Consider the following 20,452-nt stretch of genomic DNA (forward strand, 5'->3'; position numbering starts at 1 on the left):
GTGGCCCCCGGCGGGGGGGCGCCCCCGCCTGGCTACACCGTTGCCCGTCCCCGTTTTCCCAATTCTGGTCTTGCGGGGGCCTCGGCCCCGCGATAGACCACACCGTCCTTCATGACGAAGCTGACCTTCTTCATGAGCGTGATGTCTTCCAGCGGATTGCCGGGCACGGCGACCACGTCGGCGTACTTGCCGGCGCTGAGACTGCCGAAGTCGCTGCTCATGCCGAGCAGTTCCGCCGCGTGCGTCGTCGCGGCCTGCAGCGTGAACATGGCCGGCATCCCCGCTTCGACCATGAGCTCGAACTCGCGCGCGTTCTGGCCGTGCGGGAATACACCGGCGTCAGTGCCGAACGCGATCCTGACGCCGGCCTTGTAGGCCGCGCCGGCCGTGCTCTTGATCCTGGGGCCGATGGCGAGGGCCTTCGGTCGCACGATCTCGGGGTAGTAGCCGGGCTCGGCGGCCTTCTCGGTGACGAAGGTGCCGGCGATGATGGTCGGCACGTACCAGGTGCCGTGCTTCTTCATCAGTGGAAACAGGTCGGCATCCATCTGCGTGCCATGCTCGATCGACGTAACGCCGCCTTCGATCGCGCGGCGCATGCCTTCCTTGCCATGGGCGTGGGCCGCGACGGTATAGCCATAGTCCTTCGCGGTATCAACGATGGCCTTGACCTCCTCGACAGTGAACTGGGGGTTGTCGCTGCTCTTGGCATAGGACAGCACGCCGCCGGTCGCGGTGATCTTGATCAGGTCGGCGCCGTCCTTGTAGTGCTGGCGCACGGCTTTGCGCGCGTCGTCGACGCTGTTGACCACGCCGTCTTCGGGGCCGGGATCCGGCTGCAGGCCGCGGCGGCTGCCGTTGGTGGGATCGGCGTGTCCGCCGGTGGTCGCGATCGACTTGCCCGCGGTCAAGATGCGCGGCCCCTTGAGCAGGCCCTGGTTGACTGCGTTGCGCAGCGAGACCGAGACGCCGCCGCCGCTCTCGCCGAGGTCGCGCACGGTGGTGAAGCCGGCCATCAGCGTGCGCTCGGCAAATACCGCGCCCTTGAACGCGATGTCGGCATCGTTGAGGCGGAAGCCTTCCGAATACGCGTCGCGGCTGGTTTCCGAGGTCAGGTGGGTGTGCATGTCCATGAGGCCGGGCAGGCAGGTGCTGCCGGTCGGCAGGGTGACCACGCGCGCGCCGTCGGGCGCGACGAAACCGGCCTTGACTTCGCGGATGCGGTTGCCGTCGATCACGACGGTGGTCTGCCCCAGCAGCTTGCCCGCGGCGGTGTCGACCAGGGCCGGACACTGCAGCGCGGTGAGACCGTCTGCCGCGGACGCGGGCAGGGCGGCGAGCAGGGCCAGGCCCAGGATGATGCACGGTGTCGCACGGCTCATGGTCTCTTCCCGGAACAGGACACGAAGCCCCGATCATAGCCCGCTGCGGACGGCGGGCCCGTGTCGTTCGGCAGGGTCGAGGCTTGGCGGGGTTGCTGCGCTGCGGTAGTCTGCGGCGACTTTCCCTGACCCCGCTTCGCGGTGCCTGCCGCGCGGCCTGCCATTGCCCTCATGCACGAAACCTATGATCCCGCCGCGGTCGAAGCCGCGGCGCAGAAATTCTGGAACGGCACGCGCGCCTTCGAAGTAAAAGAAGAAGCGGGCAAGCCGAAGTTCTACTGCCTGTCCATGCTGCCGTACCCCTCGGGTGCGCTGCACATGGGCCATGTACGCAATTACACCATCGGCGACGTGATCAGCCGCTACCAGCGCATGCAGGGCAAGAACGTGCTCCAGCCGATGGGCTGGGATGCATTCGGCCTGCCGGCGGAAAACGCCGCGATCAAGAACGACACGGCGCCGGCGAAATGGACCTACGCCAATATCGAGCACATGAAGGCGCAGTTCCTGCGCATGGGCTTCGCCTACGACTGGTCGCGCGAATTCGCGACCTGCACGCCGGAGTACTACCGCTGGGAACAGCAGATGTTCACGCGGCTGTTCAAGCAGGGCCTGGTCTACCGCAAGATGAGCGTGGTGAACTGGGATCCGGTCGATCAGACCGTGCTCGCCAACGAGCAAGTCATCGACGGCCGCGGCTGGCGTTCCGGCGCGGTAGTGGAAAAGCGTGAAATTCCACAATGGTTCCTCAAGATCACGGCGTATGCCGAGGAACTGCTGAACGGGCTCGACACGCTGCCGGGCTGGCCCGACGCGGTCAAGACGATGCAGCGCAACTGGATCGGTCGCTCCGAAGGGCTGCAGATCCCGTTCGGCATCGAAGGCAGCGAGGACAAACTCGAGGTCTTCACGACGCGGCCGGACACGCTGTTCGGCGTGACCTTCGTCTCGGTCGCGGCGGAACACCCGATCGCGCTGGCCGCGGCGGCGGACAATCAGGATCTGGCCGCGTTCATCGAGGAATGCCGCCACGGCGGCACGGCCGAGGCCGAACTCGAGACCCAGGAAAAGAAGGGCGTCTTCACCGGCGTCTACGTGCTGCATCCGCTCACCGGCGAACGCGTGCCGGTCTGGGCCGCGAACTTCGTGCTGATGGGCTACGGCACCGGCGCAGTCATGGCCGTGCCGGGCCATGACGAACGCGACTGGGAATTCGCCCAGGCCTACCACTTGCCGGTCAAGCTCGTCGTCGTCAACGAGGACGTGCGCGATGCGATCCTGGAGCTGCAGCGCGACGTCGCCAGCGGCGGCGATGCGATGAATACCGCACTCGGCGTCGGTGCGCAGCGCGATGTCTACGAGCCGACCGCGGCGGTGCAGATCATCGAGGAATTCCAGCAGCGCATCCTGTCCGAAGGCGCGTATACCGAGCGCGGCTATCTCGTGAACTCGGGTGAATTCGACGGCATGGACTATGCCCAGGCTTTCGCCGCGCTCGCGCAGCGCTTCGGCGAGGGCGCGCGCCGCGTGAACTACCGCCTGCGCGATTGGGGCGTCAGCCGTCAGCGCTACTGGGGTTGCCCGATCCCGATCGTCTATTGCGCGAACTGCGATGCCGTGCCGGTCCCGGAAGACCAGTTGCCCGTCGTGCTGCCCGAGGACGTCGCCTTCAGCGGCATGCAGTCGCCGATCAAGGCCGATCCACAATGGCGCCAGGTCCACTGTCCGCAATGCGGCGGCCCGGCCGAGCGCGAGACGGACACCTTCGACACGTTCATGGAATCGAGCTGGTACTACGCGCGCTATACGTCGCCGGGCGCCCAGGCACAGGTCGACGAGCGCGCCAACTACTGGCTGCCGGTCGACCAGTACGTCGGCGGCATAGAGCACGCGATCCTGCATCTGCTGTATTTCCGCTTCTACCACAAGCTCATGCGCGACGCGGGCCTGGTCAGCGCGGACGAACCGGCCACCAACCTGCTGTGCCAGGGAATGGTTGTCGCGGAAACCTTCTTCCGCCAGGAAGCCGACGGTTCGAAGAGCTGGTACAACCCGGCGAGCGTGCAGATCCAGCGCGACGAGCGCGCGCGCATCGTCGGCGCGTTCGCCGACGACGGCGAGCCGGTCGCGATCGGCGGCATCGAGAAGATGTCGAAGTCCAAGAACAACGGCGTCGACCCGCAGGCCATGGTCGATACCTACGGCGCCGACACGGTACGCCTGTTCTCGATGTTCGCCTCGCCGCCGGACATGTCGCTGGAATGGAACGAGTCGGGTGTGGATGGCATGGCGCGCTTCCTGCGCCGTGTCTGGGCGCAGGTGCAGCGCCATGTTGCCGCGGCGACGCCGCAGACCTCGCACGCCGCCGCTGCCGCGCTGCGTCGCGGCGAAATTGAACTGACGCCGGAGCAGAAGGCGATCCGGCGCAAGCTGCACGAGACCATCGCCAAGGTGTCCGACGACATCGGCCGTCGCCATGCCTTCAATACGGCGATCGCAGCGGTCATGGAACTGCTCAACGCGCTGGCGAAGTTCGACGACGAGTCGGTAGCCGCGAGCGCCGTGCGCCAGGAAGCCTGGGAATCCGTGACGCTGCTGCTGAATCCGATCACGCCGCATGTCTGCCACGCGTTGTGGCAGGCGCTCGGCCATGCCGAGAGTCTGATCGAGGACCAGCCCTGGCCGCAGGCCGACGCGGAAGCCTTGAAGAAGGACGCGCTGGTGCTCGCGGTGCAGGTCAACGGCAAGCTGCGCGGGCAGATCGAGGTCGCCGTGACGGCGACCAGGGACGAGTGCGAGCGTCTGGCCCTGGCCGAACCGGCCGTGGCACGCTTCCTCGAAGGGCAGACGGTGAAGAAAGTCATCGTCGTGCCGGGCAAGATCGTCAATATCGTGGCGGGCTGACATGCGCATTTCGTGGCGGGCAATCATCGTGGTGGCGGCGCTTGCACTGGCTGGCTGTGGCTTCCATCTGCGCGAGCAGGCGCAGTTGCCGGCGAGCCTGACGCGCCTGCATCTGGCGATCGCCGATCCCGGCAGTCTGCTGCACCGCGACCTGCCGGACGCGCTGGAGCGTGCCGGCGCCCAGGTCGAGGACGCGGCAGGACCCGGCATTGCCACGCTGCGCATTCCGCTCAGCACACTTGCGCCGGAAACGCTGTCGGTCGGCGCGACGGCGCGCGTGCGCGAGTACACGATGCGCTACCGCGTGGAGATCGAAGCGGTCGATGCGAACGGCGCCGTCGTGCTGCCGCGCCAGCTCATCGAGCTCAGCCGCGACTACACCTTCGACGAGACCCAGGCGCTGGGCGTGGCGGCGCAGGAAGACGAACTGAGAAAGCAGCTCCAGCGCGACATGGTTCAGGCGATCCTGCGCCGGCTCGCCGCGCTGGGCCGGCCGACGGTCTGACCAGGCTGTCGCCGCGATGAGCTTCAGCCTGTCGCAGCTGCGCCAGCATCTTGCCGGCGACACGCTCAAGCCGGTCTATTTCCTCGCCGGCGACGAACATCTGCTGCTGATCGAGGCCTGCGACGCGCTGCGCGTCCGCGCGCGAGAACTCGGTTATGCCGAGCGCGAGATCCTCGATGCCGAAAGCGGCTTCGACTGGGACGACCTCGCGCGCGCCGGAAGCAGCATGTCGCTGTTCGCCACGCGCCGGCTCATCGACCTGCGCGTGCCGACGGGCAAACCGAACAAGGACGGCGCCGCGGCGATCATCGAATATTGCGAACGCCCGCCGCCGGACACCGTCCTGCTGATCACCTCGACGCAGTGGAGCAAGCAACACCACGCGGCCTGGGTCGACCGCATCGAGGCGATCGGGGTCTTCGTGCCGATCGCGCCGCTCAAGCGCGACGACCTGCCGGCCTGGATCGGCCAGCGCATGGCCAGCCGCGGCGTCAAGGCGAACCGCGACGCGATCGACGTGCTCGCCGAGCGCAGCGAGGGCAATCTGCTCGCTGCCGCGCAGGAGATCGACAAGCTCGCCTTGCTGGCCGGCGACCGGCTGCTCGATGCCGCGGCGCTGGAAGATCTGGTCGCTGACAGTGCACGCTACGACGCGTTCAAGCTCACTGATGCGGCGCTCGGCGGCGATGCGGCGCGCGCGTTGCGTATCGCCGCGGGCCTGCGCGCCGAAGGCGAGCAGGTGCCCGCGCTCATGGGGCTGCTGCTGTATCAGCTGCAACTGCTGGTGCGACTGGCCGCGGCGCCGAACCCGGCGCAGGCCTTTCGTAGCGAACGTATCTATCCGGCGCGCGAGGCGATCTATCGCAAGGCGTTGCAACGTGGCGGACTGACGCATTGGGAACGCTGCCTCGCCCAGGCCGCGCGCATAGACCGGATCAGCAAGGGACGCGGCACCGGGGATGCCTGGATCGAGCTCGAGCGGCTGCTCGCGGCGATGGCTGCCCCGCGCGGTGCGCAACTGCTGACTGAGGTCTGAGCGTGCGGCCGCTCGCGCTGCTCGGCGGGACCTTCGACCCGATCCACAACGGTCACCTGCGGGCGGCCTGGGAAGCGGCGGAGCAACTGGCTGCGGATGTGTATCTGCTGCCGGCCAATGTGCCGCCGCATCGTCCGCAGCCTGTGCTGGACGCGGACCAGCGCGTCGCCCTGCTGCGCCTGGCCCTGGCCGGACAGGAGCGACTGCGGCTGGACACGCGCGAACTCGAGCGCGCCGGCCCGTCGTATACCGTAGACACCCTGCTCGCGCTGCGCGCTGAGCACGGGCCGCGGCGGCCCATCGTGCTGCTGCTTGGCATCGACGCGTTCGCCGGGCTGCCGGGCTGGAATCGCTGGCTGCAACTGTTCGATCTCGCGCATATCGCCGTACTGGCGCGCCCGGGCCATGCGCGTGACTACGCCCCGGCGTTGCAGGAACAGTGCGTGCTGCGCGATTGTCCGATCGACGCCCACTGGCGCGATCGTCCTGCCGGCAACGTGCTGGCCGTCGACGTGAGCGAACTGGAAATCTCCGCGACCGCGATCCGCCGACAGCTGGCGCGGGGGCAGGAGCCGCGATTTCTTTTGCCGGAAGCCGTCCTCGCGGAAATCCAGGCGCGGCGCTGGTACGCCTGATGTCCCAGCCGTAGCGGTGGCGGGCTGATCCATCCGCCGGCGCCCGTCCGGCGGACGGCGGCAGCGCCGCCGGGTATTTGCCGGCCCGCCGTCTTATACTGCGCGCCACCTGTCCCGCACCGGGCAACCTGAGGTAGCGCACGCTTGGCCACGACAAAGAAGCCGAAATCTTCGACTGCGACCGATCCCAAACCCCGTTCCCGCGCCGCCGCACCGGCCGCCAAGAAGGCGCCTGCGAAGAAGGCTGCGGTATCGAAGAAAGCTGCGGTATCGAAGAAAGCCGCCGCTGCGCCATCCGCCGCGAAGAAGTCCGCGAGCAAGCCCGGAAAGGCCGTGATGGCCAATCGCGCCGCTGCCGCCGCGGCGAAGCGGGCCAAGCCCGCCGTCAAGGACACCGCCAAGCCCGCGACCCGCAAACCGCGCGCCACGGCGACGCCGGTTGCGTCCCCGCCGCAGCACACCCCGCGCAAGCCCGGCAAGAAAGAGGCCGTGCCGACCGACATCGTCGAGCGGCTGCGTCTGGAAGTGCGCCGCGCGCTGGAAGAGCTCAAGGCCAAGGACATCGCGGAGCTCGACGTGCGTGGCCGTACATCGATCGCCGACTACATCGTCGTAGCCGCTGGCACCTCGACGCGGCATGTCAAATCCATCGCCGACGAAGTGGTCAAGTACGCCAAGAAGGCCGGCATGATGCCGCTGGGTGTCGAAGGCCAGCGCGAGGCTGAATGGGTACTGGTCGATCTTGGCGACATCATCGTCCACGTTATGCTGCCGCGCGTGCGCGAGTTCTATGGTCTCGAACGGATGTGGGCGGTGGGCGGCGATCCCGACGCGGCGGCCTACGCCGCCGAACGCGACGCCGCGCGCTGAGCGACGCAGGCGATGCGCGCGCGCCTGATCTCGGTCGGCGAGCGCATGCCGAACTGGGTCGCCGAAGGCTTTGCCGAGTACGTAAAGCGTCTGTCGCGCGAGCTGCCGCTGGACCTCGTCGAACTCAGGCTCGGCGAGCGCGGCAAGGGCCGTGACCTTGTCCGCGCGCTGGAGGATGAAGGTGCGGCCATGCTGGCCGCCATTCCGCGCGGCAGCCACGTCGTGGCGCTGGACGGCCGCGGCAAGGCCTGGTCCAGCGAAGAACTGGCCGCGCAGCTCTCGGCCTGGCGCATGGCCGGACGCGATCCGGTGTTCCTGATCGGTGGTCCGGACGGGCTGGCGGCGACCGCGCTGGCCCGCGCCGATCAGCGTTTCTCGTTGGGTGCATTGACGTTTCCGCACATGTTGGCGCGACTGATTCTGGCCGAACAGCTCTATCGTGCCGTGAGCCTGCTCGGCAATCATCCCTACCACCGCGCCTGACCGGAGTTGCTGCATGCTCTATCTCGCTTCGCAATCGCCGCGCCGGCGCCAGCTCCTGGAGCAGCTCGGCCTGCAGTTCACGGTGCTTGACGTCGACGTGCCGGAACTGCATCGCGAAGGCGAGCCGGCAGCGGACTACGTCAGCCGCGTTGCGCGCGAAAAGGCCGGCGCGGGGCTGCTGCAGGTGGCCGGCGTCCCCGGCGCGCTGGTGCTCGGCGCCGACACCGAAGTGGTGCTCGACGGTGACGTGTTCGGCAAGCCGGCCGATGCGGCGGCCGCGACGGTGATGCTTCAACGCCTGCAGGGACGCCGGCATCGCGTGATATCGACCGTGTGGCTCGTCGACAGCGGACGCGAGGAATCCGCGACCTCGCTGTCGGAAGTGAGTTTCGCAGCCATGGACGAGTCCGCCATTGCCGCCTATGTCGCAAGCGGAGAACCGTACGGCCGCGCCGGCGCGTATGCGATCCAGGGTCTCGCCGCGGCGCACATCGATCATCTGAGCGGCAGCTTCAGCGGCGTCATGGGATTGCCCTTGCACGAGACCGCGCGGCTGCTGCGGCGTTTCGGCCATCCGGTATAGCGACCGCCATACCGTGCCGCGCGGTGCGCATCGACAGTCGCGCAAGGCCGCGGCTATAACTCGTGTCTGATGTTTCACACCTAGTATTTCGTACCCCACAGGCACTGTGGCGCGGTTCAGCCGCCCACTGACAAGGTAATTCGGTGAGCGAAGAAATCCTGATCAACGTGACGCCGCGCGAGACACGCGTGGCCGTCGTCGAAAACGGCATGCTGCAGGAAGTGCACATCGAACGTGCGCAGCGCCGCGGCTATGTCGGCAACATCTACAAGGGCAAGGTCAGCCGCGTCATGCCGGGAATGCAGGCCGCGTTCGTCGAGATCGGCCTGGACCGCGCCGCCTTTCTGCATGCCTCCGACATCGTTCGCGCCGCGCCGTCGCTGGTCGGCGATACCGCAGCGGAGGGCGGCAGCTCCGGCGGACCGACGCCGCCCATCCTGGATCTCGTGCGCGAAGGCCACGAGCTCGTCGTCCAGGTCGTCAAGGATCCGATCGGCAGCAAAGGCGCACGCCTGACCACGCACCTGTCGATTCCGTCGCGCTACCTCGTGCTGCTGCCGTATTCGCGCATGGTCGGCGTATCGGTGCGCATCGAGGACGAGACCGAACGCGCGCGCCTCAAGGAAAGCCTGCAGCAGCTCGGCAAGGAAGGCAGCCTGGGCTTCATCGTGCGTACCAATGCCGAAGGACAGACCCACGAGGCGCTGGCCGAGGACGTCGACTACCTCGGTCGGCTCTGGCAGGCCGTGCAGGAGGGCATCGAGCGGGCGCGGGTCGGTTCGCGCATCTATGAAGACCTGCCGCTGAGCCTGCGCGCGCTGCGCGACCTCATGCGCAGCGACATCGAAAAGGTACGCGTGGATTCGCGCGAAACCTTCGACAAGATCCACAGCTTCGTGCAGCAGTTCATGCCGGACATGGTCGATCGTGTCGAGCACTATCCGGGCGAGCGGCCGATCTTCGACCTTTACGGCGTGGAGGACGAGATCCAGCGCGCGCTGCGCAAGGAAGTGCCGCTGAAATCCGGCGGCTATCTCATCGTCGACCAGACTGAGGCGATGACCACGGTCGACGTCAACACCGGCGCCTTCCTCGGCCATCGCAATCTCGAGGAAACCGTCTACCGCACCAACCTCGAAGCGGCGCAGGCCGCGGCGCGGCAGCTGCGCCTGCGCAATCTCGGCGGCATCATCATCATTGATTTCATCGACATGACCGACGAGGAGCACAAGCGCCAGGTATTGCGTACGCTGGAAAAGGCGCTGCTGCGCGATCATGCCAAGACCACGGTCTACGACATGTCGCCGCTGGGTCTCGTCGAGATGACGCGCAAGCGGACCATGGAAAGCCTCGAGCGCCAGCTCTGCGAGCCCTGCCACGAATGCGGCGGACGCGGCACCCTCAAGACCGCCGAGACCGTCACCTACGAGATCTTTCGCGAGATCACCCGCGCGGTGCGCCAGTTCGACGCGGAGAAGCTGCTCGTACTGGCCGCGCCCAAAGTTGTTGCCCGCATCCTCGACGAGGAATCCGCGGCGGTCGCGGAGCTGGAGGAGTTCATCCGCAAGACCATCCGCTTCCAGCCCGAAGAACACTATTCGCAAGAGCAGTTCGATGTGGTCCTGCTCTGAACGCCGGCGCGGCGCGCGCCCGGTCATGATTCCATGAAACCGTGGCGTCGCCGTCTGCGTCGTCTGCGCATCGCGCTGACCGTGGGCCTGGCTTGCCTGATCATCCTTGCCGCCGTGCTGGTCGGCCTGCTGCGCCTGCTGCTGCCGCAGGTCGGACTGCACAAGGACCGCGTCGAAGCGCTGCTGTCGGAGCAATTGCAGCGCCCGGTCAGCGTCGATCGGGTCGAGGGCAACTGGAGCGAGAGCGGACCGCTGCTGCGGCTGGAAGGAGTGCATGTCGCCGCGGGTGATGTGAACCGGCCGCCGCTCGTGATACCGCAGGCCGAGATCGGCATCGACCTCGGCGCCTGGCTCGGTCGCGGCCGGCGCTGGAGCGAGTTCCGCATCAACGGGCTGGACCTGAGCCTGGAGCGCGTGGCCGACGGCAGCTGGCAGATATCGGGACTCGTCGGCGGCGACAGCGAGGGCGGCGACAATCCGCTGCTGTCGCTCGGCGCGGTCGTGTTGCGCGATGCGCGCGTGCGCGTGGTCGACCCGGCGCACGCGATCGATGCGGCCGTGCGCATCACCGAATTACGCCTGCTCAACGAGGGTGATCGCCACCGCATCCTCGCCGTGCTGCGGCGCGACGCGCCCATGGCCACGCCGCTGCAGTTCATTGCCGAGTTCGACGTCGCGAGCCGCTCGGGCAGCGTCTACCTCAACGGTGCCGCACTCGACCTGGCGACGCTGACGCAGGGGCTGGCCTGGCAGGGACGAACCCTGCGCACCGGTCAGGGCAACCTGCAGCTGTGGGCGCGGATGGAAAATGCCGAACCGGTTTCGGCGCACGCGATGCTCGATCTGAACGGTATTGAGATCGACCCGACATCCGAGGACAAGAGCGCCGGCGTCCGGACGATCGCGCTCGCGCAACTGCACGCGCTCGCGCGCTGGCAGCGCGCGGCCAACGGCTGGACGCTCGACGTGGCCGACCTTCGCGCTGCGCGCGGAGGTACCAATCCGGTCGCCTCGGCAGTGAATCTGCGCCGCGACCGCGAGACCTACACGCTGTCCGCGCCGACGCTCGACCTGGCCAGCGTCGCCGCGTTGCTGCCGTTGGCACCGCAGCGCGCAACCGACTGGCCTTCGCGCGCGGCGCTGCAGGGCCAGCTGCGCGACGTCGCGCTGCGCTTCGCCGACACGACCGATTTCGACGCCAGTGCGCGCCTGGACGGTTTGAGCTTTCTCGCGGTGGACAAGGCGCCGGGACTGGCCTCGCTCAGCGGCGAGCTGTACGCCGATCCGAGCGCATTCGTGCTTGATCTGCCGGCGCAGTCGACGACGCTGAACTACGCACGCAAGTTCCGCCAGCCGGTCGCGCTGCCCTACCTGGCGGGGCGCATCGCCGCGTTCGCGCTCGACGGCGGCGGCTGGCGCGTGGAAACCGACGCGCTGGACGTGGACGGCAAGGGCTTCGCGTTGCAGTTGCGCGGTGGTGCGGAACTGCTGCCTGACGGTGGCAAGCCGCTGCTCGACCTGTACGCGGTCGTGTTGCCCAGTGACGTGCCTGCAGCCAAGCCGCTGTGGCCGATCGGAGACATGTCGCCCAAAGCCATGGACTGGCTTGACCGTGCGCTGGTCGCCGGCACGATCACTGCGGGCCGAGCCGCAGTCCACTGCGATCTCGACGACTGGCCGATCCGCAACTATGCCGGCCAGTTCAAGGCGCGCGCGGAGATCAGCGACCTCATTCTCGACTACAACCCGGCCTGGCCGCGCGCCGAGGGCGTGGCCGTCGTGGCCGAATTCGTCAACCACAGCATGCATGCGGAAACCAGCGGTGGGCGCGTCCTCGGCATGACGACGCGCCGCGCCGTCGCCGACATCGCCTCGTTCAAGGACACCGTGCTCGCGCTCGACGTGGAAGGCGAGGGCAAGGGCGAAGCACTGCTCGCGGTGCTGCATGCCTCACCGCTCGGCACTCGTTTTGCCAAAGAGCTCAAGGGCCTGGAGATCGGCGGCACCACGCAGGTGAAGTTTCATCTCGATCTGCCGTTCGCGCCCGAGGTGCCGAGTACGGTCAAGGGCGAGATCGATCTCGTCGATTCGGCCATCGTGGCGAAGAAGTGGGATACCGAATTCGCCCACGCGACCGGCAAGCTGCATTTCAGCGACACCGGTCTGCGCGCCGGGCCGCTGGCGCTCGAGAAGTCCGGCCACCCCGCGCAGTTCTCGCTCGCTATCGGCAGCGACGTCAAGGATGCGGCCAACGCGGTCGAGGCGCGCCTCGACGGCAACCTGCCGATGGAACTGCTGTTCAAGGACGCGGCCGTGCTGGAGCCCTGGTGGCCGCGTTTTTCCGGACGGTCCGACTGGATCGTCGAGATGGCTGTGCCGCGTGCCGACGCGCCGACGCGGCTGGAGTTGTACTCGGAACTGCGCGGCACTGCGATCGATCTGCCGGCGCCCCTGGACAAGACTGCCGGCGATGCGATGCCGGTGCGTGTGTCGCTGCAGCTGCCCATGGAAGGCGGTCCGCTCACCGTTGAGATTTCCGACGTGCTGCGCCTGCGCGCCCGCCTGCCCGACGCGCAGCGCGAATTCGCCGGCGCGGTTTCGCTGGGTGTCACTGTGCCGGAGCAGTTGCCCGACACGGGCCTCAGCGTCAGCGGCCGCGGCCGCCGGCTGGACCTGTCGGGCTGGTCGGGCATCGGCATTGGCGCGGGTGCCGGTCCGGGCCTGCTGCGCTCGGTGGATGTGCGCGCCGACACGGCGACGATCGGCAGCCGCGAATTCAGCGATCTCGGCCTTGTGCTCGCGCGCCAGCCGGATCAGGTCGGCATCAGCTTCAGCGGGGCGCAGCTGCAGGGCACCTTGCAGATACCGACGAGCGACCTGCTCAAACGTGGGATTACTGCGCAATTTGAACATTTGCACTGGCCCGATCCGTCGCGTCCTGCGGCCGAGGCGCCGGTCGACGACACCGATCCCTTCGACGGCATCGTGCCTTCGACGATTCCGCCGCTGCACCTGTGGATCGGCGATTTCCGCCTCGGCACGGCCACGCTCGGCGAAACCCGCCTCGAATCGCTGCCGACCGCCGACGGAATGCGCATCGAGGAGTTCGAGACCCGCTCGGCCGATATGGAAATGCATGTGCGCGGGCAGTGGAACGGCGACGGAAAAAATCATCGTTCCGACGTGGATCTGGATCTGACTTCCGAGGACATCGGCCGCATGCTCGCCGCGCTCGGATTCGCCGGACTATTTGACGGCGGCCAGACCCTGGCCCATCTCGACGCCCACTGGAACGGTTCGCCAGCGTCGTTCGCGCTTGCGCGGCTCGAAGGCAAGCTCAAGCTGACGGTCAACGCCGGGCGCGTGCTCGATGTGGAGCCGGGCATGGGCCGGCTGTTCGGTCTGTTCTCGGTGCGCGAGATCCCGCGCCGCCTGGCGCTGGATTTCGGTGATTTTTTCCGCACCGGCATGAGCTTCACGTCGATCAACGGCGAGTTTTCGCTTGGCGACGGCAATGCGAACACCAGCAACCTGCATATCGCGAGCCCCGCGGCGGATATCCGCATTCGCGGCCGCACCGGGCTCAAGGCGCGCGACTACGACCAGCAGATGGTCGTCACGCCGCGCGTCGGCGGCGCGCTGACCGTGGTCGGCGCGCTGGCCGGCGGTCCCGCGGGCGCGGCGGCCGGACTGGCGGTGCAGACGCTGTTCAACAAGGCCATCAACCAGGTCACGACCGCGCGCTACCACGTCACCGGTAGCTGGGAAAAGCCCGACATCACGCTGATTTCGCGCGAAGGCGGCCGCGCGCGCGCGGCCGACGCGCCGCCACCGGCGACCGAAGCGAACGAGCTGCATGGGCCTCCGGTCGAAGCGCCCGCGCGGCCGCCTGAAAGCGGCAAGCGCTGACGCGTCCGTGCGAGCCGGGCTGCCGGGCGCTGTGCTTGCCTGATCCTGCCTTGTAGCCTACCGTTCGCGCCCTTATCTCCCGCGCATTGCCTCAGCTGGAATCCCGATGAATTCGATGATCGCGCAAGCGAGCGAACGCCTTCTGCGCCCCGGCGGCCTTTCCACGCACGAACTGGAGCGCGTTTTCGCGCGGCTCATGGGGCCGGGCATCGATGCGGCCGATCTGTATTTCCAACATGCGCGCTCCGAGCACTGGGTGCTTGAGGACGGCATCGTCAAGGAAGGCAACCATTCCATCGAGCAGGGCGTCGGCGTGCGTGCCCTGGCTGGCGAAAAGACCGGCTTCGCGTATTCCGACGAGATCGTGTTGCCGCAGCTGCTCGAAGCGGCCGGCGCGGCGCGCGCCGTCGCCAAGGCCGGCGCGAACGGCGTGGGCCAGGCGCTCGCGGTGACCAGCGGCCGAGCGCTGTACCGTCCGGTGGATCCGATCGATAGCCTCGACAGCGCGGGCAAGATCGCGCTGCTGCGGGAGATCGACGCCTTCGCGCGCGCGCTGGATCCGCGCGTCAGCCAGGTCATTGTCAGCATCGCTGCGGGGCTGGACACGGTGCTGGTCGCCGCGGCCGACGGCACGCTCGCCGCAGACGTGCGTCCGCTGGTGCGCTTCAACATCCAGGTCATCGCCGAGCAGGGCGGCCGTCGTGAAAGCGGCAGCGCCGGCGGCGGCGGCCGCTACGACTATGCCGAACTGCTGAGCAACGACCGCGCCCAGGGTTGGGCGCGTGAAGCGGTGCGGCTGGCCCTGGTCAATCTCGACGCCGTCGATGCACCGGCCGGCAGCATGCCGGTGGTGCTCGGGCCGGGCTGGCCCGGCGTGCTGCTGCACGAAGCCGTCGGGCACGGACTGGAAGGCGACTTCAACCGCAAGGGCACGTCGGCGTTCTCCGGCCGCATCGGCCAGCGCGTCGCCGCGCCCGGGGTGACTGTTGTGGATGATGGTACTTTGCAGGGAAGGCGCGGATCGCTCAATGTGGACGACGAGGGCGTGCCGACGGAGAACACGGTACTGATCGAAGACGGCATCTTGCGCGGCTACATGCAGGACAAGCTCAACGCACGGCTGACCGGCACACGTTCGACCGGCAACGGCCGGCGCGAGTCCTTCGCCCACCTGCCGATGCCGCGCATGACCAATACCTACATGCTGGCCGGTACGCGCGATCCGGCCGAGATCATCCGTTCGGTCAAGCGCGGCCTGTACGCGGTCAATTTCGGCGGCGGCCAGGTCGACATCACCAACGGCCGCTTCACCTTCTCGGCCAGCGAGGCCTACCTGATCGAAGACGGCAAGGTCACGCGTCCGGTCAAGGGGGCGACGCTGGTCGGTTCCGGTCCCGAGGTGATGAACCGAATCAGCATGATCGGCAACGACCTGCGCCTGGACGAAGGCGTGGGCGTCTGCGGCAAGGAAGGGCAGAGCGTGCCGGTCGGCGTCGGCCAGCCCAGCCTCAAGATCGACGGCATCACTGTGGGCGGAACCGCGGCGTGAGCGCGCAGCCGCGGCGCTACTGCGCGTCGTCGTCGACCGTGGCGCCGTTGCCGAACAGTTCGCGCAGTTCGCGGAACAACTCGCGGAATGCGTGCGGCGGACGGTTGTCGTGGCGTTCCGCACGCGCCTGGCGCGAGAGCTGGCGCAGGTGTTGGCGATCGGCCGCGGGAAACAGGTTGAGCAATTCGGACAGCGCGTCGTCGCCATCGTCGATGAGCCGGTCGCGCCAGACTTCGAGCCGGTGCAGCTCGGCGGTTTCGCGGCGCGCGACCTGGCGGTCGTGGTCGAGCGCGGCGCGAATCGCCGGCAGTTCGTCCTCGTGCCGGCGCATCTGCTTGGCGAGATACCCGATCTGGCGCTTGCGCGCGATGTGCTGGGTGACGAGCCGGGTCTTTTCCACCTCGTCGCGCAGGTCGTCATCGAGCGGCAGCTGGGCCAGCTGCGCGTCGGTCAGTGCGACCAGGCGCTCGGCCAGGTCGAACACCGCCAATGCATCGCGGCGGCGCTGGCTGCGGCTGGGCGAATCGTCGCCATCGTCTTCGGAAATTTCGTCGTCGTGTTCGCGCATGACGTGGGTCAGTGCTGGCAAAGAACGGAAGGATAGGCTGTGAGTGCGCAGATCGCCACCAAGGATGCAAGCGGGACCGAACTCGACCGGCTGGCGCAGGTCGCCGAAGATGTGCTTCGGCGGTGCAAGGCTGCCGGCGCGGATGAGGCCGAAGTCGCCGCGAGCGTGGATGTGGGGCTCAGTGTCGGCGTGCGCCTCGGCGAGATCGAGACGATCGAGCACACGCGCGACCGCTCGTTCGGCGTGACCGTGTATTTCGGCAAGCGCAAGGGCTCGGCGAGCACGGCCGACCTCAATGCCGATTCCATCGTCACCACGGTGGAGCAGGCCTGCGCGATCGCGCGCTATACCGAAGCCGATCCGGCATCGGGACTCGCCGACGCGGCGCGGATGGCGCGGCGCTTTCCGGAGTTCGATACCTGGCATCCCTGGGACATCAGCGTCGAGCGCGCGATCGAGCTTGGCCTGGAGATCGAGGACGCGGGCCGCAGCGTCGCCGGCATCACCAATTCCGAAGGCGCCTCGGTGCAGGCCGGCCAGGCGCTGGCGGTGTATGCCAATTCGCACGGATTCACCGGGCGTGAGCGCGGCACGCGGCACATGCTGTCGGTCTCGCTGCTGGCCGATGACGAGGCCGGCATGCAGAGCGACCACTGGTACGACTCGGTGCGTGCGGCTCAGGATTTCGTCCCGGCCGCTTACATCGGCCGCAAGGCGGCCGAGCGTGTGCTGTCGCGCCTGGGCGCGCAGTCGCTGACGACGCGGCAATGCCCGGTGCTGTTCGCGTCGGAAGTCGCCCGCGGCCTGATCGGCCATCTGCTCAGCGCGGTCAGTGGCGGTGCGCTGTACCGCAAGGCGAGCTTCCTGCTGGACGCGCGCGGCACCCGCATCCTGCCCGACTTCGTCGATCTCATCGAAGACCCGTTCCTGCCGCGCGGCCATGCCTCGGCCGCATTCGATGCGGAAGGTGTCGAAACCATGCGCAGCGCGCTGGTCGAAGGCGGCGTGCTGCAGCGCTATCTGCTGTCGAGCTATTCCGCGCGCAAGCTCGGCCTGGAATCCACCGGCAACGCCGGCGGCGTGCACAACCTGATCGTGCGCACCGGCAGCGACGATTTCGACGCCATGCTGCGCCGACTCGGTACCGGGCTGCTGGTGACCCAGACCATGGGACAGGGTGTCAACGGCGTGACCGGCGACTACTCGCGCGGCGCGGCTGGCTTCTGGGTCGAGAACGGCGTGATCCAGTATCCGGTCGAGGAGATTACGATCGCGGGCAACTTGCGCGACGTGTACGCCAACATCGTCGCGATCGGCAACGACGTGGATCCGCGCTCGCACGTACTGTGTGGCTCGATCCTCGTCGAGCGCATGACCGTCGCCGGAGGCTGAGACGCCGCTGCTATGATCCGGCCATGAGCGATCCGCACAATGACAGCCACGATCACGGCCGGCATGACGCAGGCCACAAGCACGGCCTGCACGAGCATCGCCACGACGGCGAGTCGTTCGTGCGCACGGTCGCCGCGGCCTGCGAAGCACGCGGCCTGCGTCTGACGCCGCTGCGTCTGCGCGTGCTCGAAATGATCGCCGCAGCCGACAAGCCGGTAAAAGCCTACGACCTGCTCGATCGCCTCAAGGACGAACGCGCCGGCGCGGCGCCGCCGACGGTCTATCGCGCGCTCGATTTCCTGCTTGAAAATAGCTTTATCCACAAACTCGAATCGATCAACGCCTACGTCTCCTGCCATCACCCGGAGGAAGCGCATCAGGTGCCATTCCTGATCTGCGACGTCTGCGCCAGCGCCACCGAGATATGCGACGACGGTGTCGCCGCGCTGCTCACGCGTCAGGCGCGCGAACACGGATTCAAGCCGCGCGCGCAGACACTGGAAGTGCATGGCACCTGCGCGGGCTGCACGAAGGCCTGAGTCCGGCAGGCCCGCGGCAAAAGAATCCTGATGTGACCCGCGCCGCGCAGGCAGTCGTATTCCACGGCGCCAAGTCGCTTTTGCAACCGGGCGGTGCGCGCGTCGCGTCGATGCGGTGATGGCCAAATCCCGGGAGCGCTCACGCGCTCCCGGGCCCGGCAACCACTCGGAGGGGAGTGGAGTCCGGTGCGACGCTATCGCGGCAGTCAGCCGCAGTGAACGGTGCGGTCAGAAAAACGCACGTACTCCGAACGCGATGACGCGGCCCGGTAGCGGGGCCTTGTCCTTGATATAGGACGTGGACAGTCGCGCGGTCTGGTTGGTCAGGTTGTTACCGTCGGCGAAGAATTCCCAGCTCGTCGTGTCGCCCGAATCCAGCGTGTAGCTCAGGTGCGCATTGACCAGGGTGAAGCTGTCGGTCGGTGTCTCGAACGCCGCAATGCGGTCCTGTCCGAAGTAGTGCGCCGCGCCGACGCTCGCGCGCCAGGCATCAGCCGACCACGTCAGATCGACACCGGCGCGCGCCGGCGCCATGCGCGGCAGGTTGCCGCCGGCATCGAGTTTCGCGCGCACGGTGTCGCCCCAGAGGCGCAGATCGTAGTGGCCGCCAGCGCCTTCGGACAGTTTGAATAGCGCTTCGCCTTCGAAACCGTGGAAACGGGCGTCGGCCTGCGACCACTGCCGCAGCGGCAGGTCGTCCTCGATCTCGCCGGTATCGGCGAGATAGATGTAGTCGTTGAAGCGGTTGGCGTACGCGGCCACTTTCGCGTCGACGATGTCGCTGTGGTAGTGCAGCGCGAGTTCGGCCTGGTTGGAGGTTTCCTTGGTCGCGTCGGGCAGGCCGACTTCGAAGGATTCGGTCGCCACATGCGGGCCGTTCGCGAACAGTTCCTCTTCCGCTGGTGCACGCTGGGCGCGGTCGAGGTTGAGGTTCAGATGCCAGCCTTCGGCGAGCTTGAAGCCCATGCCGGCGGACAGGCTCAACGGCGAGAAGCTGCGCTTGACGTCGTCGGCCGGATCGCTGGACTGGCGGTCGACGCGCGCGCCGAGATCGAGCTTGAAGCGATCCCACTCGCGCTGTTCCATCGCAAACAGGCCGTAGCCGCGCGTGAGCGTCTGCGGCACAAAAGCCTCTTCGCCGATCGCCTGGAACTCGCGGCGCAGGAACTGCAGGCCGAACGCGCCGCGCCAGCCGCCGAGTTCACTTTGCACCAATTCCACACGTCCCTCATTGGACTGGCTCAGGAATACCGTGCCGATCTCGTCGCCTTCGAACTCCGTATGGGTGTAGTCGGTGTGGCTCAGGTTGAAACGCACGGCTTCGATCGCGCCGGTATTTAGCGTCAGACCACCCTTGAGGTCGTGGCGTGTCTGCGCGAGCTTCAGCGTGACGCCGCCTTCGCCCGCGGACGGATCTCCGGGTTCGGCGGGGTTGCCGTAGTGGTCGAGAAAGCGCGAGACGGCGAGACCGATGAAGCCCAGGTCGCCGATCCACGAGGCGCCGAACGAGCCGGATTTCGTCGTCAGGAAACTGTTCGCGATCTTGCCGTCCGGACCGTCGTAGTCGTCGGTGTCGCGATAGCTGCCGTCCGCATGCAGCGCGAAGTTGCCAGCGCCGAGATCGACGCGCGCCATGCCACTGCGCTCGTTCGCGCCGTCGTTGCCGCGCAGTTCGGCGCGGCCGGAAATCGGCCGGTCGGGAAGTTTCTCGGGAATGCGACCGTCGACCACATTGACGACGCCGCCGATCGCGCCGGAGCCGTAAAGCAGGGTGGCCGGACCCTTGAGCACTTCGATCTGGTCGGCGAGGAACGGCTCGATCGACACCGCGTGATCCTGGCTTACCGTCGATACGTCGCCCGAGCTGGCGCCATTGGACAGCACGCCGACACGCGGGCCGTCCAGGCCGCGGATGACCGGGCGACCGACGCCGGGGCCGAAATAGGTGGTCTGCACGCCCGGCAACCGCGCGACGGTCTCGCCGAGCGTCGCGGCTTTGGCGTCGTCCAGCGCGGCGCCAACGAGCACGCTGACCGGCGCGATGACCTCGTCGGCGTTCTGCTTGATCGGTAGCGCCGTCACCTCCACTTCGTCGAGCCGGTGGGCTTGCTCCGGCGAATTGCGCGCGCTGCTGTCGACAGGCGGGTCCGCCGACGCGTCGGTCGCCGCTGCAGGGGCACTGGTGGCACTGGCGCCCAGCAAAGCCGCAATGGCCAACGCCAACAAGGTCTTGTTCATGTACGACTCCGGGGAAGGTAAGAACTGGAAGCTCGAATCGATATGTTATACTGTATCAATCCGGCGCGTGACAACGCCTGTCGGAAGTCATGCCCTACACTCCGTTCCCAGGTGCCGTTCCCTATGTCGTGCGAGGCCGCTGAATTGAGTTCGACCGATCCTTCCGCCGAGCGGACCTCGGTGTCGCGTGCGCGTTCGGGCGGGTTTGCGGCGATCGCGGACCGGTTC

At 67.6% G+C, this 20,452-nt stretch carries 15 protein-coding genes; 12 read left to right on the plus strand and 3 right to left on the minus strand.

The genetic code is table 11. The annotated features are described in order from the left end of the window. Window positions 1-32: 32 nt before the first annotated feature. On the minus strand, window positions 33-1,382 hold the full coding sequence (locus tag RUU78_RS15310; protein WP_313918100.1) for an amidohydrolase family protein: 1,350 nt from the start codon (window positions 1,380-1,382) through the stop codon (window positions 33-35). 171 nt (window positions 1,383-1,553) lie between these two features. Between RUU78_RS15310 and leuS the strand changes: the two genes are divergently transcribed. From leuS to tldD, 10 genes are all read left to right on the plus strand, one after another. After that, window positions 1,554-4,286: a leucine--tRNA ligase gene (leuS, locus tag RUU78_RS15315; protein WP_313918101.1), complete on the plus strand. Its 2,733-nt coding sequence runs from the start codon at window positions 1,554-1,556 to the stop codon at window positions 4,284-4,286. 1 nt (window position 4,287) lies between these two features. Further along, window positions 4,288-4,791, plus strand: a complete 504-nt coding sequence (gene lptE / locus RUU78_RS15320) for an LPS assembly lipoprotein LptE (protein ID WP_313918103.1) — start codon at window positions 4,288-4,290, stop codon at window positions 4,789-4,791. Between the two features lie 16 nt (window positions 4,792-4,807). Further along, window positions 4,808-5,827, plus strand: coding sequence for a DNA polymerase III subunit delta (holA, locus tag RUU78_RS15325; protein ID WP_313918105.1), 1,020 nt, complete (start codon window positions 4,808-4,810; stop codon window positions 5,825-5,827). A 2-nt stretch (window positions 5,828-5,829) separates the two neighbouring features. Next, window positions 5,830-6,462, plus strand: a complete 633-nt coding sequence (gene nadD / locus RUU78_RS15330; RefSeq protein WP_313918107.1) for a nicotinate-nucleotide adenylyltransferase — start codon at window positions 5,830-5,832, stop codon at window positions 6,460-6,462. A gap of 489 nt (window positions 6,463-6,951) precedes the next feature. Then, window positions 6,952-7,332: a ribosome silencing factor gene (gene rsfS / locus RUU78_RS15335; RefSeq protein WP_313918129.1), complete on the plus strand. Its 381-nt coding sequence runs from the start codon at window positions 6,952-6,954 to the stop codon at window positions 7,330-7,332. A gap of 12 nt (window positions 7,333-7,344) precedes the next feature. Then, a complete protein-coding gene (gene rlmH / locus RUU78_RS15340) occupies window positions 7,345-7,815 on the plus strand; it encodes a 23S rRNA (pseudouridine(1915)-N(3))-methyltransferase RlmH (RefSeq protein WP_313918109.1) in 471 nt (156 codons plus the stop codon). Window positions 7,816-7,828: 13 nt separating this feature from the next. Continuing rightward, a complete protein-coding gene (locus tag RUU78_RS15345) occupies window positions 7,829-8,398 on the plus strand; it encodes a Maf family protein (RefSeq protein ID WP_313918111.1) in 570 nt (189 codons plus the stop codon). 143 nt (window positions 8,399-8,541) lie between these two features. After that, window positions 8,542-10,029 carry a ribonuclease G gene (gene rng, locus RUU78_RS15350; protein WP_313918113.1) on the plus strand — a complete coding sequence of 496 codons (1,488 nt, stop codon included), beginning with the start codon at window positions 8,542-8,544 and terminating at the stop codon, window positions 10,027-10,029. Between the two features lie 33 nt (window positions 10,030-10,062). Beyond that, window positions 10,063-13,938, plus strand: coding sequence for a YhdP family protein (locus tag RUU78_RS15355; protein WP_313918115.1), 3,876 nt, complete (start codon window positions 10,063-10,065; stop codon window positions 13,936-13,938). 106 nt (window positions 13,939-14,044) lie between these two features. Then, on the plus strand, window positions 14,045-15,487 hold the full coding sequence (tldD, locus tag RUU78_RS15360; RefSeq protein WP_313918117.1) for a metalloprotease TldD: 1,443 nt from the start codon (window positions 14,045-14,047) through the stop codon (window positions 15,485-15,487). Window positions 15,488-15,503: 16 nt separating this feature from the next. On the opposite strand, the gene yjgA is transcribed toward tldD, so the two are convergent. Beyond that, window positions 15,504-16,055: a ribosome biogenesis factor YjgA gene (gene yjgA, locus RUU78_RS15365; RefSeq protein ID WP_313918119.1), complete on the minus strand. Its 552-nt coding sequence runs from the start codon at window positions 16,053-16,055 to the stop codon at window positions 15,504-15,506. A 39-nt stretch (window positions 16,056-16,094) separates the two neighbouring features. On the opposite strand from yjgA, the gene pmbA reads away from it, so the two are divergent. Then, on the plus strand, window positions 16,095-17,447 hold the full coding sequence (gene pmbA / locus RUU78_RS15370) for a metalloprotease PmbA (protein ID WP_313918121.1): 1,353 nt from the start codon (window positions 16,095-16,097) through the stop codon (window positions 17,445-17,447). Window positions 17,448-17,470: 23 nt separating this feature from the next. Further along, window positions 17,471-17,986, plus strand: a complete 516-nt coding sequence (locus RUU78_RS15375; RefSeq protein WP_313918123.1) for a transcriptional repressor — start codon at window positions 17,471-17,473, stop codon at window positions 17,984-17,986. 228 nt (window positions 17,987-18,214) lie between these two features. Here RUU78_RS15375 and RUU78_RS15380 read toward each other — a convergent pair whose 3' ends face one another. Next, window positions 18,215-20,224, minus strand: coding sequence for a TonB-dependent receptor (locus tag RUU78_RS15380; RefSeq protein ID WP_313918125.1), 2,010 nt, complete (start codon window positions 20,222-20,224; stop codon window positions 18,215-18,217). Window positions 20,225-20,452 lie beyond the last annotated feature (228 nt).

Origin of the sequence: Tahibacter sp. (genome assembly GCF_032229445.1) — a bacterium.
Lineage (GTDB): Bacteria > Pseudomonadota > Gammaproteobacteria > Xanthomonadales > Rhodanobacteraceae > Tahibacter.